The organism is Actinomadura graeca, assembly GCF_019175365.1.
GTDB lineage: Bacteria > Actinomycetota > Actinomycetes > Streptosporangiales > Streptosporangiaceae > Spirillospora > Spirillospora graeca.
In genome coordinates this window covers 8,364,415-8,378,142 of sequence record NZ_CP059572.1, presented here as the reverse complement: position 1 = coordinate 8,378,142, position 13,728 = coordinate 8,364,415, and the positions used below count along the sequence as shown (strand labels likewise).

At 68.8% G+C, this 13,728-nt stretch carries 7 protein-coding genes and 2 pseudogenes; 1 reads left to right on the top strand and 8 read right to left on the bottom strand.

All coding sequences use genetic code 11. The annotated features are described in order from the left end of the window. Positions 1 to 3: 3 nt before the first annotated feature. Both AGRA3207_RS37155 and AGRA3207_RS37150 read right to left on the bottom strand, forming a co-directional pair. Entirely contained in the window at positions 4 to 3,933 is a 3,930-nt protein-coding gene (locus AGRA3207_RS37155) for a tetratricopeptide repeat protein (RefSeq protein WP_231332046.1), read from the bottom strand. A gap of 622 nt (positions 3,934 to 4,555) precedes the next feature. Beyond that, entirely contained in the window at positions 4,556 to 5,521 is a 966-nt protein-coding gene (locus tag AGRA3207_RS37150) for a hypothetical protein (protein ID WP_231332045.1), read from the bottom strand. A gap of 140 nt (positions 5,522 to 5,661) precedes the next feature. On the opposite strand from AGRA3207_RS37150, the gene AGRA3207_RS37145 reads away from it, so the two are divergent. Continuing rightward, positions 5,662 to 6,576 (top strand): IS5 family transposase, encoded by a 915-nt coding sequence (locus AGRA3207_RS37145; protein WP_420830840.1) that lies wholly within the window; start codon positions 5,662 to 5,664, stop codon positions 6,574 to 6,576. A 198-nt stretch (positions 6,577 to 6,774) separates the two neighbouring features. Here AGRA3207_RS37145 and AGRA3207_RS37140 read toward each other — a convergent pair whose 3' ends face one another. The 6 genes and pseudogenes from AGRA3207_RS37140 to AGRA3207_RS37115 form a co-directional block, all read right to left on the bottom strand. Then, positions 6,775 to 7,257, bottom strand: coding sequence for a hypothetical protein (locus tag AGRA3207_RS37140; protein WP_231332043.1), 483 nt, complete (start codon positions 7,255 to 7,257; stop codon positions 6,775 to 6,777). Positions 7,258 to 7,507: 250 nt separating this feature from the next. Next, positions 7,508 to 8,248, bottom strand: coding sequence for a hypothetical protein (locus AGRA3207_RS37135; protein WP_231332041.1), 741 nt, complete (start codon positions 8,246 to 8,248; stop codon positions 7,508 to 7,510). A 170-nt stretch (positions 8,249 to 8,418) separates the two neighbouring features. Then, positions 8,419 to 8,616: a hypothetical protein gene (locus AGRA3207_RS37130; RefSeq protein WP_231332039.1), complete on the bottom strand. Its 198-nt coding sequence runs from the start codon at positions 8,614 to 8,616 to the stop codon at positions 8,419 to 8,421. A gap of 655 nt (positions 8,617 to 9,271) precedes the next feature. After that, positions 9,272 to 9,979 (bottom strand): annotated as a pseudogene (locus tag AGRA3207_RS37125) (IS30 family transposase); the annotation flags it as partial. 52 nt (positions 9,980 to 10,031) lie between these two features. Next, positions 10,032 to 10,535: pseudogene (locus AGRA3207_RS37120) on the bottom strand (transposase); the annotation flags it as partial. A 217-nt stretch (positions 10,536 to 10,752) separates the two neighbouring features. Next, entirely contained in the window at positions 10,753 to 13,686 is a 2,934-nt protein-coding gene (locus AGRA3207_RS37115) for a tetratricopeptide repeat protein (RefSeq protein WP_231332036.1), read from the bottom strand. Positions 13,687 to 13,728 lie beyond the last annotated feature (42 nt).

Below are 13,728 nucleotides of genomic sequence, written 5' to 3'. Positions count from 1 at the left end.
GATTCAGGCGGGGTCGGGGCCGCCCCACGGGCCCGCCGCCGACGGATCCGCAGCGATGATCTCCCGCCACACCTCCAGCAACCCCTCCAGCCCGGCAACCGGCTCGGGACGGGTCAGCAGGTCATATAACGGCCGCACGAACCGATCGCGCGGGCGCCGGCCGTCCATTGCGGAGCGGAGGATCTCTACGGCCTGCGGCCCGTTCCCGTTGCCGGCCACTGCTAGTGCACGGATCTCGGCCACCGCGAACATCGACGGACGGACTATCCGGGGAGGCCAGGGGTCGGCAAAGGCGGCCAGCACCGAATCCGGTGTATGCATCGAGGCACCGTCTTGAGAGTTGACCCGGGCGACAATCCACCGCAACAGCTCGGTGCGCGGCCGACCGTCGGCCTGTTTCAAACCCAGCCTCGCCCGTTCCAACTCGCCGGTGAACAACAAGAACCTGCCTAACCAGCCGTAGGCACTGGTGTAGTCGCGGTCCAGTTCAATGGCCTTGCGGAAGGCGGTCTCGGTCTCGGCGAACCGCTCCAGCTCCACCAGCGTGATCCCGAGGCTGTTGTGGACGATGGCGTTATCAGGGTCCAGTTCGATGGCCTTGCGGAAGGCGGTCTCGGCCTCGGCGAACCGCCCCAGCTCCAACAGCACGTTCCCGAGGCCGTTGTGGGCGTTGACGTTATCGGGGTCCAGTTCGATGGCCTTGCGGAAGGCGGTCTCGGCCTCGGCGAACCGCCCCAGCTCCACCAGCACGTTCCCGAGGCCGTTGTGGGCGTTGACGTTATCGGGGTCCAGTTCGATGGCCTTGCGGTAAACGATCTCGGCCTCGGCGAACCGCCCCAGCTCCACCAGCACGTTCCCGACGTTGGTGTGGACGACGGCGTTATCGGGGTCCAATTCGATGGCCTTGCGGTAAACGATCTCGGCCTCGGCGAACCGCCCCAGCTCCACCAGCACGTTCCCGAGGCCGTTGTGGGCGTTGACGTTATCGGGGTCCAGTTCGATGGCCTTGCGGTAAACGATCTCGGCCTCGGCGAACCGCCCCAGCTCCACCAGCACGTTCCCGACGTTGGTGTGGACGACGGCGTTATCGGGGTCCAATTCGATGGCCTTGCGGTAAACGATCTCGGCCTCGGCGAACCGCCCCAGCTCCAACAGCACGTTGCCGAGGCCGTTGTGGGCGTTGACGTTATCGGGGTCCAGTTCGATGGCCTTGCGGTAAACGATCTCGGCCTCGGCGAACCGCCCCAGCTCCACCAGCACGTTCCCGACGTTGGTGTGGACGACGGCGTTATCGGGGTCCAATTCGATGGCCTTGCGGTAAACGATCTCGGCCTCGGCGAACCGCCCCAGCTCCACCAGCACGTTCCCGACGTTGGTGTGGACGACGGCGTTATCGGGGTCCAATTCGATGGCCTTGCGGTAAACGATCTCGGCCTCGGCGAACCGCCCCAGGTCCACCAGCACGTTGCCGAGGCCGTTGTGGACGACGGCGTTATCGGGGTCCAGTTCGATGGCCTTGCGGTAAACGATCTCGGCCTCGGCGAACCGCCCCAGCTCCACCAGCATGTTCCCGACGTTGGTGTGGACGACGGCGTTATCGGGGTCCAGTTCGATGGCCTTGCGGTAAACGATCTCGGCCTCGGCGAACCGCCCCAGGTCCACCAGCGTGATCCCGAAGTTGTTGTGGGCGATGGCGTTATCGGGGTCCAGTTCGATGGCCTTGCGCTCGGCGGTCTCGGCCTCGGCGAACCGCCCCAGCTCCCATAGTGCACTGCCGAGGTTCATGTGGGCCGTTGCATCGGCGGGATGGTAGCGGGTGGCGAGCTTCTTTGCGTCGATGAGGGCCTTTTGCAGGCGTGTGGGCTGGGTGTTGGGGGTGGTCAGGGTGCAGGACTGGGCGATGTCGCCGAGCTTGGTGGCTGTGGGACCGCTGCCGGATGGGAAGGCGCGGGCAGCGCGGCGCAGGTGGATGACCTGGTCGGCGAGGTCCAGATCGAGCGCGGGGGCGGTTTCGGCTCGGAGGAGGTCCAGGTATGGCTGGGTGTCGCCGTGCAGGAGCGGTGGTTGGGGGGTGGGGGCGGTGGTGAGGGCGTCGATGGCTGCTCGGGCTGCCTGGCGTTGAGGGGACCGGGAGTCTAGGTCGGTGAGGTGGGTGAGGAGCTTCTGGTCGGTGGCGGTGAGGTAGGGGGCGAAGGTGGCGGTGATGTCCAGGAGGAGTTGGGCGTAGGAGGGCTGGAGGACTCGGGCGGGGAGGTAGAGGTGGCGGAGCAGGGGGATACCGTCGGCGGGGTTGATCCAGCAGGTATGCCAGAGCAGGGCAGCGGTGGTGGTGCGCCAGGTGGCGTCGGTGAGCTGGTCGTCGATGCCGGTGTGCTGGTGGGCGCTGAGTTGCTGGATGAGGTGATCGGCGGCGCGGGTGTTGATGTCGGTGACGGTGGCGCGGTGTTTGGGGCTCAGCAGGAAGGTGCGGATGGCGTCGCGGACGTCACGGTGCAGGGTGCCGGTGCCGCTGTGCACGAAGTCGTGGTGACGGCCGAGTTCATCGAGCCGGGCGGCGACATCGTGGACCTCGATGCCCCACAGGGCGGCGAGCAGGTCAGGGTCACGATCGATCGTGACCGCAGTGTCGGTGTCCTGGCGGACTGGTTCCCACCGGTCGCCGAGGGAGCGGGGCGGGAATGCGCGGGGCCGGGCAGGGGTCTGCTCGACGTTGACCAGAGCCAGGCCGTAGAGGGCGGTCAGGTCCTGGTGCAGGTCGGAGCCGGGATCGTAGGTGGCGTGGTGCAGGTAGCGGTCGGCCATCCGGGCCACCACCGCCGAGACCGTGCCCTCTGCGGAGACCTCGTCGTAGAGGCCGTCGAAGGGACGGCCGACGCGGATCTGGTCGGCGAGCATCCTGTACATCAAGTGCAGCGCCAGCGGCACCCCCTGGGTCAGGGCGATCACCCGCTCCAGGTCCAGGCCGGGCGGCAGCGAGCCCAGGCGCCGCTGCAGGTAGTCGGCCGCGGTGCGGTCATCGAAGCGGTGCAGGGTCATGGTCCGGAGCCGTTGCTGGTCGATCTCACGTTTGTACCGGACGGCTTCGCTGTCGCCGGCTGCCACGAAGTCGGGCTCCAGCCGGGTGCCGATCACCCACACCACCCGACGGCCCGAGCGGCGCATCACCTCCCGCAGCCACGGCCCGGAGGCACCCAGCAGCTCGCAGGTGTCCAGGACCACCACCACCGGCCGCCTGCGCGCCAATGCCCTCAGGCCGTCGGTGAACGCGGTCACCAGCGCATCGATCTGGTCGACCAGGGCACGGTAGGCGGCAGGGTCGATCTGGACGGCCCGGTTCTGCTGGAAGGTCGTGGCGATCTGCGCGCCCGCGCCCGCGACGGTGTTGGCGGCGCCGACGATCGCGGCCGGCGCACCGGAGACCTTGGCGATCTCTCCGCCGGATCTGACGATCGCGGCTAATTGCACGGGCGTCAGCGGCCGGTGAGCGGCCTGTTTGCCCAGACCGAGCCGGGTGGCATCGGCCTCCAGCTCCGGCAGCTTGGTCACCTGCCGCTGGAAGGCGGCGAACCCCTTCAGGCGGCGTCGCTCCAGCGGCCCCCAGGACGCGGCGGAGTTCTCGATCTGGGTGCGGATCCGTTCCAGGATCCGCCAGATCGGCGGCCCGGCGAACTCCACATACTCCTCAGCGTGCAGTTCACGATCCCGCTCCCAGTCCACCAAGAACACCGTGAACCGCCCAGCCGAGACCTCCGGCAGGCCACCGGCGGCGATGTCGATGAAGCGGCGCAGCAGCGTCGACTTCCCGATCCCTCCATAACCCTGCACCAGCACCACGTACGCCTCATCCGGGCCACCACGGCCCCTGGCAGCCGCCTCGGCCAGCACCAGCCGGAACCGGTCCTGCTCCTCGCTGCGCCCCACAAACAGCCCCATGCCCCTGGCCTCCTGCACATCCCCTAGCCTTGGCTCCCCACATTCGGCGTCCTCCAGCAAACCTGCGATCTCCCCGCGTACCAGCGCAAGACACGCGAACGTCATGGACCGACTGCGGTCAGGCAGCAGCGGCGTGGAAGGGCCGCCGCCCGCAGTGAAGCCGGTATGGGCGAAGGCGTAGCGAAGAAGAACGCCGGGGACACCAGCGTTGATGAGGAGACCTGACAACAGCGGCCAACCGCCACGAGACTGGCCTCGCGGTGACGCGCAGCGAAACTGAGGCAAGGCCCGGAGTGGAACACCACATCACGCCAGCCGACCATGGCTACGCTCACGGCTCACCACGGCGATGTCACGCTAGTAGCGCATTATCGCGTACATGCGAGCGATGGGTGCAGGGGCCTCGTGGCTTGAGTGTCTGGCTTTCGGGCTCAGCGGTTGATGCAGAAGGTCGCTTTTGTTGCTGCGGTTCGGTGACGGCGCGGTCGCGTCACGAGTCGGAAGGCTTACTCAAGGGCTTCCGAGACGTTCTCAACGCGTAACCCCCGAGGTAGACGAAGCTTCCGAACGGTGGAGACTTCGTCATGCCACGGAACCGCGACGGCCGTAGCAGCCCTGGAAGTCAGGGCTGGAGGAGATCGGAGCGGCCGAACTCGCGGGCGTCTGGAAGGAATGCCGCGGGGACGCCCGAGGCGATCAGCAAATGGCGTTCCCGGTCAAAGCGCGCCAGGGTGCGGCAGCGGCGGGTGAACAGGGTGAGTATCTGGCGGGCGGTGGCCGGGTCGGTGCGTGCGCGTTCCAGCACCTCCTCGGCCTCGCCCTGCAGGTTCCTCCACGGGTCGGCGGGCGTGCCGGGCGGGTCGCCATCGTGGACGGGCTGGTGCCGGGGAGGGTCCAGGAGCGCACCGAGGGTGCCGCGGGCGGTGATCGCGCCGGTCTCGGCGAGGTGCAGCGCGGTGCCCGCGGCTCGCAGGATCGCCTCCTGGTACGTGGGGTCGAGGCGTTCGTAGGGCCGCCAGAGCCGCAGACCGGCCCGCGCCGAGACAGCCGCAGTGTCCCAGATCTGGTGCAGGGTGGCGGCGGATCGGGCGCCAACCTGTGAGGGGGCGACAGTGACCTCATCCACCAGGGTGCGCAGCAGCCGGAACCATAATCCGACGTGGATCGCTCGCCCTGGCAGTGTGACCCCGCCGCTGGTCAGGCCCTGGTGGGCGAGGCGGTCCAAGGTGACCAGAGGCGTCGGCGCGTGCCGGGCCGGTACCGGTTCTGCAATGGCGATACCGACGCGGACGTCCACTTCGGGTTCCAGTCGGCACCCGTGTTCGGGGCAGCTGGTGGTGAGGAGCAGCGTGGCGGTGAGGGGGGTGCCGCGGTCGGGGTCGGCTGCGCAACTCGGGCAGATCTTGCGTGCCGATCGCTTCCGGGTGCCCGGTGGTATCCAGGGCAGCCACCGCGCGACGATGTTGCGTCCGGCCGCACGCCGAGGCAGCAGCACCGAGTCCTGGCAGACGTAGGTGTGGAAGGCTTGCTGGCCGTGGTCGGGGTCGAGAGTGTCGGCCAGCCACGGCACCCATCCGCCGACCGTCATCAGCCGCAGCTCGCCGGTCGGCGTGCCGGTCCGCTAGGGCCTGTCTCAAAGTGGAGTGAGCGGCGTGTCCGGCGCCGAAAGTAGTGAGGTCTCCGGTACAGGAGTCATCGACCAAGAAGACCCTGAGTTCCGGAGACCTCGTGGCCACCCTGGCGGTGACGAGGCGGTTCGACCTGACCGATGAGCAGTGGGCGCTCCTGGAGCCGGTGCTCCCACCGCCCAAGGGGCCAGGTAGGCCGTCGAAGTGGACCAAACGCCAGCTCATCGATGGGATCCGCTGGCGGGTGCGGACCGGTGCGCCCCGGCGGGACGTGCCGGAGCACTACGGCTCCTGGCACGCGGTCTACGCGCTGTTTCGCCGCTGGCAGCGCGCCGGCATCTGGGCAGGCGTCCTGGCCGGGCTGCAGACGCGGGCGGATACGGCCGGGTTGACCGGCTGGGAGGTGAACGTGGATTCCACGATCGTGCGGGCTCACCAGCACGCCGCCGGTGCCCGCCGCCGCGGCGATCTGCAGCGCGAGCCACCCGCAGATGCGGGCACCGAGCCCGCTGATCACGCCCTGGGCCGCTCCCGCGGCGGGCTCTCGACCAAGGTGCATCTGGCCTGTGAGCAGGGGCAGCGGCCTTTATCGATGGTGGTGACGGCCGGGCAGCGCGGGGCCGCCCCGCAGTTCGAGGCGGTGATGGCCCAGATCAGGGTCGCCCGGCCAGGACGGGGCCGTCCCCGCACCCGCCCGGATCGGGTTCGGGCCGATAAGGCCTGCTCGTCGCGGGCGATCCGCGCTCACCTGCGCGGCCGTGGTATCGCCTGCACCATTCCGGAGCCGGCCGACCAGTCCGGTCACCGGAAGCGGCGGGGCAGCCGCGGCGGCCGCCCGCCGTCCTTCGACCCGGTCGACTACCACGGCCGCCACGCCGTCGAGTGCGGCATCAACCGTCTCAAGCGGCACCGGGCCATGGCCACCAGATACGACAAACTCTGCGTCCGCTACCAGGCCGTCCTTGAGATCACTGCCATCAACGAATGGCTCCACCTACTTCGACACACGGCCTAGGTCTAGCGGGGGCGTGCCGCTAGGACGTCCCGGTCCGCTAGAGGACGTCTCAGCGCTTCCCCGGGACGTCCCGGCCGGACGTCGCGGCCGGACGTCGGGCACGGGCAGCGTGCCAGGCACCGGTTGCCGAGACCGGCGCCCTGTCGTATTCGCCTGTGTCGTATCGGTTCGGCGTATCGGCCGATGAAGGGCCTCCGCCTACGGGCGTTCGGGAGTCCCGAGTTCCTTGGTGGCGGTGCCGAGTTCTACGCGGGCTGAATCGACGAACGGTTGCCGCTTCTCACTCATCAGCGCCCAGACGTGGCGCTCGGTAGGGAGCTCTTGGTAGAGGAGGCTGTGAAGGCCCTCGGCGTAGTCGGTGACGGTGTTACGCACAGGGGCGGTCGACACGAGGTCCACGCACTGCTGGAGGAACCACATGCGGTTGGTGAGCTCGACGGAGCCCTCCGGCCGCTCGCCCGAGTGGACACGTTGTTCGATGAACCGCTCGACCTGCTTGGCGGTCTCCATGAACTCAAGGATCGCAGTCTTTCGCTCGGCGCGGAGGGCGGTCCGGCGCTCGGCGAGGGCCTGCGCCTTGGTCGTGCGTGTCGTGAGGTACTGACCGATGAGTGTTCCGCTGGTTCCGAGTGTGACACCGATGAGTGAGAAGACGGCGGGGCCGACGACGGACCAATTCATGGGCGTTTCCTCGATTTCGGCGTGCGTGTCGTGGGATAGCGGTCCCAGGTTCCGCCGGCGGCGGTGCGGTGCTTGGGCACGGTTCCGTGGTGGTAGCCGAGGGCTTGAGCGACGACGGGCGCGGGGGCTTGGGGGACGAGTTGCCGACCGTGTCATGTTCGCGCCGGATGCAATACGACGTGGTCGACCGGTGTCCTGCCGTATTCGTATGGGTCGTATTCGGTCGGCGTGTCGAAGGTGATCTGCAGCCCTACGGGGACGGTGATGGTGGGCCCATAGGAGGCTGAGGCGGCAGCTTCCCCGGGCTACGACCTGAGGTTCTGGTGGGCAGGCGGACCACCCGTCCACCAGTCTGTCCCTCTGCCAACTTCTCCGGCTGTCCCTTCGGTTGGCCGTCTGGGATGCCGACGTACGGGATGCCGGCATAGATGCGCCGCCAGGCGGTGGTCCAGTGCTGGAGGTCGGCTTCGCCGCCACCGCAGCAGTGGATGATGGTCTGCACGTACTTCAGCGTCATCGGTGGCCTTTTGTGCGGCGCCTCGGCCAGCAGCGCGTTCAGCGTGGTGTGCGAGACCTTGCCGTGCGGCCCCCCGCGAGACCAGGCACTGAGTTGGCGCGGGGAGTAGGCGCCTGCCCAGAGCCAAAAGGCCCGCAGTGTGGTCACGAACTCCTCACGAGTGCAGGCCCGTAACGGATCCGGTCGGGCGCCGTGCCCCGCGGCATCGTCCACCAGCGGTGGTGCTCCCGCCTGCCTCGGCGCCTCGGTCGGCGGAGGCTGATGAATGTGCACGTCACCGCCACCACCGTTGTTGACCACGGTGACCGGCAGCCCCGTATGGCTGCCGTCCTCCTTGCCCTGCGTGCCTTTGCTCGGACGGCCACTACGCTCACGTTCGGCACGGGCTTCACGCTCTGCCTCCAGATAGAGACGACGGAGGTCTCCTTTCTGATCCAAGGAAAAACCGAGGCCCTGGATCAAGCTGTCCAACATGGTGCGCCTCGGGAGAACAGCCCCATTCAAGACTCCCTGCAAAGTCGATCGAGACATGCCCGTGGCTCTGCTCAGCTGATCCAGAGTTCGGTCGCCCATTTCGGCCCTGAGGCGACGCGTGAACTCCATGCGCTTGGAATTCGCTTCGGCGCTCATCATGTCCGCCGGTGTCAGGCCAGGCCAGCCGGGCCCGGCCCGTGCGCGCCCCGGCCCATCAGCAGACCTGTGGCCAGCATTGCGGCGTTGAGCAGCGCCTCGGCGTGCTCGATGGTGTCGCCGCGGTACAACAGCACCGCGACCGCGACCGCCACCGCCATGGCAGCCAGTTGACGCCCGTCCAGCTCCATGGCGCCGTTGATTTTGATCATGCTCTCTCCGCTCGGTGTCAGACCCTCGCGCGGCAGATCAGGAGAGATGCCTCGCCCCGGTCCTAGCCAACCGAAAGCAACGCTTCTCCCGCCGCGCGTGCGCTCATTATGCCCTAGAACCGCAAACCAGGAAAGCCGAACAGAATGGAGTGAAATCCTGATCCAGGAGAGGGTGCCAGGGGTACTCATCGCCAATTTGTTTCATTTTCGAAGGACTATGTATGCCCACGTCACACGCCGTACAAGAGTGTAAAAGTCTGTCAGCGATCGACAGAGGGATTTGTATTCATCTGGATACCTCAGCATCCTTAGGCCAACACTTCTTGCCCAACTCGGACAGGAAGGAACCTGCGCCCGCTCTCGCTCGGTGTCAGACCCGACAGCAGGAAGAGGCGCACGGGTGCACCGGTCTAGCCACCGACCACCCACAGGCGAACAGGGGCCTGGTCCGACTTACGGCCGGCCGGGCTCTTGTTCGTTCTGTCGTCTCCGTGCGGGTCACACCGCCAGCCTTAATCCCCAGCTGAGGTTCCCCCCGTTCCACGGAACCGGCGTTTCCCGGATCGGCCTGCCCCCAGCTTCGTTACGCTGCTGCGACAGCGCAGCGGCGGAGTCCTTTCACCTCCGCTCGGTTGCATGGCGCCTCGTGGCGCTCGAGGTCGCCTTCCCAGTGACCGATGGTGCATCGCTCGTTGACCTCCAGCGGACGCTGGTGGATCAGCTTCATATTCTTGATCTTGCTAGGGTTGGGGACGCCGCGGCGTTGCCGTCGGCGGCGGGTCCGGCGAGTGCGCAGCATGCTGGCCGGACGGCCGAGCAGCCCGGCGAACAGGGCTCGGTAGATGGTCTCCGGGCACGCTCGCATCGCCGGGTTCTCGGTGTAGGCGCGGGCCAAGAACCGGGAGACCTGCTGGGGCGACCACCGGTCGGTGAGCTTGTTTCGCACCAGCACACGCAACGATGCGCTGGCGGCGATCTTGGTGTCCTTGGGACGTCTGCGACGCAGCAGGGCCTGGTTGTGCGCCCAGAACGGCTCGTACCGGCCGTCGGGCTTGCCGCCTCGCTTGATCTCGCGGTAGACGGTCTGGAAGCTCTTGCCGATGGAGGCGGCAATCTCCTTGGCATTGCGGCCGGCGTGAAGCCCGTCGGCGATGGCGATCCGGTCGTCCTGGCAGAGAAACCGCGACGAGACCGGCCGGTCAGCAACGATCATTCCGCCAGCGTCGAGGAACCAGTTGGAGCCACAACTGGCCGACACGCCGACCACTCGCGCGGCCGCCGCACCTTTGCATCCCTCCCTCAGCAGTTCGAAGTACCTCTTCTTCACCGACAGCGGCATCTTGTTCGGGACGTACCTCGGCATCCGAACGCTCTCTCTCCGGGGCGTTCGCAACCATCGTTGGAAACCGCCCCGGGTCCAGCGGCCGGTTCTGCCACTCGGCCATCCCCTCCAGCACCTTGTCGGTGCTGGTGGAGATGGTCTGCTTGAACACCGACGCTCCATAGACCTCGGCCAGGTGCGCGGAGATCTCGCCGTGGGTGAGGCCCTTGGCGCTCAGCGACAGCACCATCTCATCCACCCCGGTCAGCCGCCGCTGCCGCTTGGCCACGTCCTTTGGTTCGGAGCTGCCCTCCCGGTCGCGGGGAACCTCGATCTCGACCGGGCCGGCCTGGGTGGTCACCGTCTTGGCCCGGTGCCCGTTACGGGCGTTGGTGCCGGTCTTGGCCGCCCGCTGGTGCTTGTCATAGCCGAGATGGTCGGTGATCTCACCGTCCAGTGCCGACTCCAGCACCCGCTTGGTCAACTGGGCCAGCAGCCCGCCCTCACCGGCCAGTTCCAAGCCCTGCTCGCGGGCCTGGGCCACCAGCTGGCCGATCAGATCCTGGTCCGCCTGGCCCTCGGCCGGCTGATCGGACATGGCCACCGCGGCGTCCGCCTTCGCTTCAGTTGTCGTCATCAGGAGCAACTCCTTGATCAGGAGTTACACCGAAAACCGTACGGTCCCTGTTGCGAACGGATGGCAGTTGAAACGGACTCATGAAACCCTCGGGAGGGGTGAGTGCCGACGACTTCCGTGTCGATTTCCGAAGCCGACTGCACAGATGCCCGAAGTCGTGTGCACAGGACCCGGGTTGTTACATGTCGAGGGCGATGGCGTCGTCGTCGCCGCGTCGGACCAACCGTCGCTGCAGGTCGCCTCGGGTCTCGATATAGAGCTGGTGGAACCGTTTCGGATAGCGGGCGGCCAGGTCTCGATACAGCTCGACCGCCTCCCGGTCTACCCGCAGTGCCTCGTCATACCCACCCACCCGGTCTAGAGCGGACGTGAGGCCGATCAGGGCGTGGGCGAGCCGGGGACGGTGGGCGGGGTTGTCGGCGGCCAGCTCCCGGAACAACCCGACCGCCTCCCGCGCCACCCGCAGAAACTCGTCATGCTCACCCGCCTGGTCCAGGACGGCCGCGAGATTGGTCAGGGCATGAGCGAGGACGGGTTGGTAGGTGGAGTTGTCGGCGGCCAGCTCCCGGAACAACCCGACCGCCTCCTCCGCCACCCGCAGTTGCTCGTCATGCTCACCCGCCTGGTCCGGGATGACCGCGAGATTGGTCAAGGCGTGGGCGAGCCGGGGACGGTGGGCGCGGTTGTCGGCGGCCAGCTCCCGGCACAAACCGACCGCCTCCCGCACCACCCGCAGTAGTTCCTCGCGCTCACCTACATAGTCCAGGGCGGCCGCGAGGCCGGTCAGGGCGTGGGCGAGGGCGGGTCGGTGGGCGGGGTTGTCGGCGGCCAGCTCCCGGCACAAACCGACCGCCTCCCGGGCCACCCGCCGTGCCTCGTCATGCTCACCCAGCTGATCCAGGGCGGCCGCGAGGCCGGTCAGGGCGCGGGCGAGGGCGGGACGGTGGGCGGAGTCGTCGGCGGCCAGCTCCCGGCACAACCCGACCGCCTCCTCCGCCACCCGCAGTTGCTCGTCAAGCTCACCCAGCCTGTCCAGGGCGGCCGCGAGGCCGGTCAGGGTATGAGCGAGGTCGGGTCGGTGGGCGGGGTTGTCGGCGGCCAGCTCCCGAAACAACCCGACCGCCTCCCGCGCCACCCGCAGTTGCTCGTCATGCTCACCCACATAGCCCAGGGCAGACGTGAGGCCGGTCAGGGCGCGGGCGAGGGCGGGTCGGTGGGCGGAGTCGTCGGCGGCCAGCTCCCGGCACAACCCGACCGCCTCCTCCGCCACCCGCAGTTGCTCGTCATGCTCACCTACACCGAACAGGGCAGACGTGAGGCCGGTCAGGGCGCGGGCGAGGGCGGGTCGGTGGGCGGAGTCGTCGGCGGCCAGCTCCCGGCACAACCCGACCGCCTCCTCCGCCACCCGCAGTTGCTCGTCATGCTCACCTACACCGAACAGGGCAGACGTGAGGCCGGTCAGGGCGCGGGCGAGGGCGGGTGGGTTCGCGGTGGTGCGGGTGTGGTGCAGGTGGCGGCGGGCCAATGCCACGGCGCAGCGGGGTAAGACGTAGGCGGGGATCAGGGCGGTGAGGCGGGCGGTGGTGTCGGGGTCGAGGTCGGCGCGGGCTAGGGCGGTGGCGGTGGCGTGGTCCAGGTCGCGGCGGCGCAGGCTGGTGAGCGCGGCGTGGACGGCGTGGTGGGCCAGCCTTACCGGGTCCCGATCCAGGACCTGCTCGAACAGGGTCCGCGCGGGCGGGTGGTCTTCGCCGGCGCGGGCCAGCACGGTCAATACCCGCCCGGCCTGTTCCTGGCTCAACCCGGCCAGCAGCGCCCGGGCAAGATCACGGCCGTCGTCAGTGCCGGTGAGGTGGGTGGTGACGAACCAGTCGGTCAGCACGTCCGGGCCGATCCGTACCTCTGCGGCGGCACCGGGCGGGTACAGGGTGCGGGCCCAGCGGACCAGGTTGGCCACTCGTTCGCCAGGTGCGTCGGCCAGGTCGGGGATCCGCCGCACTACTTCCACCGCCGCCTGCTCACCCTCGGGCGCGAACAGCACCAACGCGACCATCAACCGCGCCAGCAGCACATCGGTGACGTCTGTGAGCCCCCATCGCCGCAGCTCCGCCGTCGCGCGCCACCAGCGCGCCTCATGCTCGAACAGCACCCGTGCGACCTCATCGGCCGGTGTCGGCTCCGCAGAAGGGACAGGGGACGGTGCCGCGGCGGGCGCTGCGCGCAGTACCGCGGTCAGTGCCTCGGCCAGCATCTGCATCAGCGTCTGCCCGGCGCGCACCGGCGCCACCGTCGCCGACACCGGCGGTGCCGGCGCGTCGCGGTCGGCGGCGAACGCGCGCACCGCCTCCCCATACCAGCGGACCAGGTCACCGGTCCCGCCCAGCGGCCCCAGCGACATCACACCGGCGCGCGTCAGCAGCGCGCTGTGCCGTTCGGGGAGCTGCCCGGCCAGCGCCTGAACCAGCCCGGCGCCATTGCGGGTGATCAACATCACACGCAGCCGCGCCCGCCCCCGGTACCCTGCCACCGCCTCCAACAGCGCCCCAAGGTCCGACCGGGTGTCGGCGTCATCGACCAGGACCAGCACCCTGCCCTCGTCCACCGATGCGGCGGCATCCAGCACCTGTGCGGCCTTGCCCTGGCCCAGCCACCCGGTCACCCATCCGTCCCCGGCGACCTGCCCGGCGGCGCGTAACGCCAGGCGGGTCTTGCCGCACCCGCCCGGTCCCTCCAGCATCAGCAGCGCCGAGGCGGCCTGGTCCTGGCACCACTGCCACCATCGATCCAGCTCGGCGCGCCGCCCCCAGAACGCGGTCGGGCACCACTGCGGCACCAGCACCTCCAGCACCCTGCGCGCGTCGCCCCCGGCCTCCTCGCCTTCCGCTGCGGCCCATCCGGGGCGCGGCGCATCCAGCGGTTCCAGGGCCGCCTCCAGCGCCTCCCGGGCACCGGCGGCGTCCTCGGTCCGTGTCAGCACCACCCCGAAGTACGAACCGCTCGCTCCGGCCAGCCCCGCCACCACCGCAGCGATCAAAGCCCGCCATACCAGCGGCCACCCCGCCGGGACCACCAGCGGCGGCACCCCCGCGCCGACACTGGCCGCTACCCCCAGCACCCACGGATTCTTCGCCCACCGCACCATCACCCCAGCATCCCG

Excerpts from the sequence above, each read along its gene's own strand:
- AGRA3207_RS37155 (WP_231332046.1), bottom strand. The coding sequence starts at position 3,933 with ATGGGGCTGTTTGTGGGGCGCAGCGAGGAGCAGGACCGGTTCCGGCTG.
- AGRA3207_RS37150 (WP_231332045.1), bottom strand. The coding sequence starts at position 5,521 with ATGACGGTCGGCGGATGGGTGCCGTGGCTGGCCGACACTCTCGACCCC.
- AGRA3207_RS37140 (WP_231332043.1), bottom strand. The coding sequence starts at position 7,257 with ATGAATTGGTCCGTCGTCGGCCCCGCCGTCTTCTCACTCATCGGTGTC.
- AGRA3207_RS37135 (WP_231332041.1), bottom strand. The coding sequence starts at position 8,248 with ATGTTGGACAGCTTGATCCAGGGCCTCGGTTTTTCCTTGGATCAGAAA.
- AGRA3207_RS37130 (WP_231332039.1), bottom strand. The coding sequence starts at position 8,616 with ATGATCAAAATCAACGGCGCCATGGAGCTGGACGGGCGTCAACTGGCT.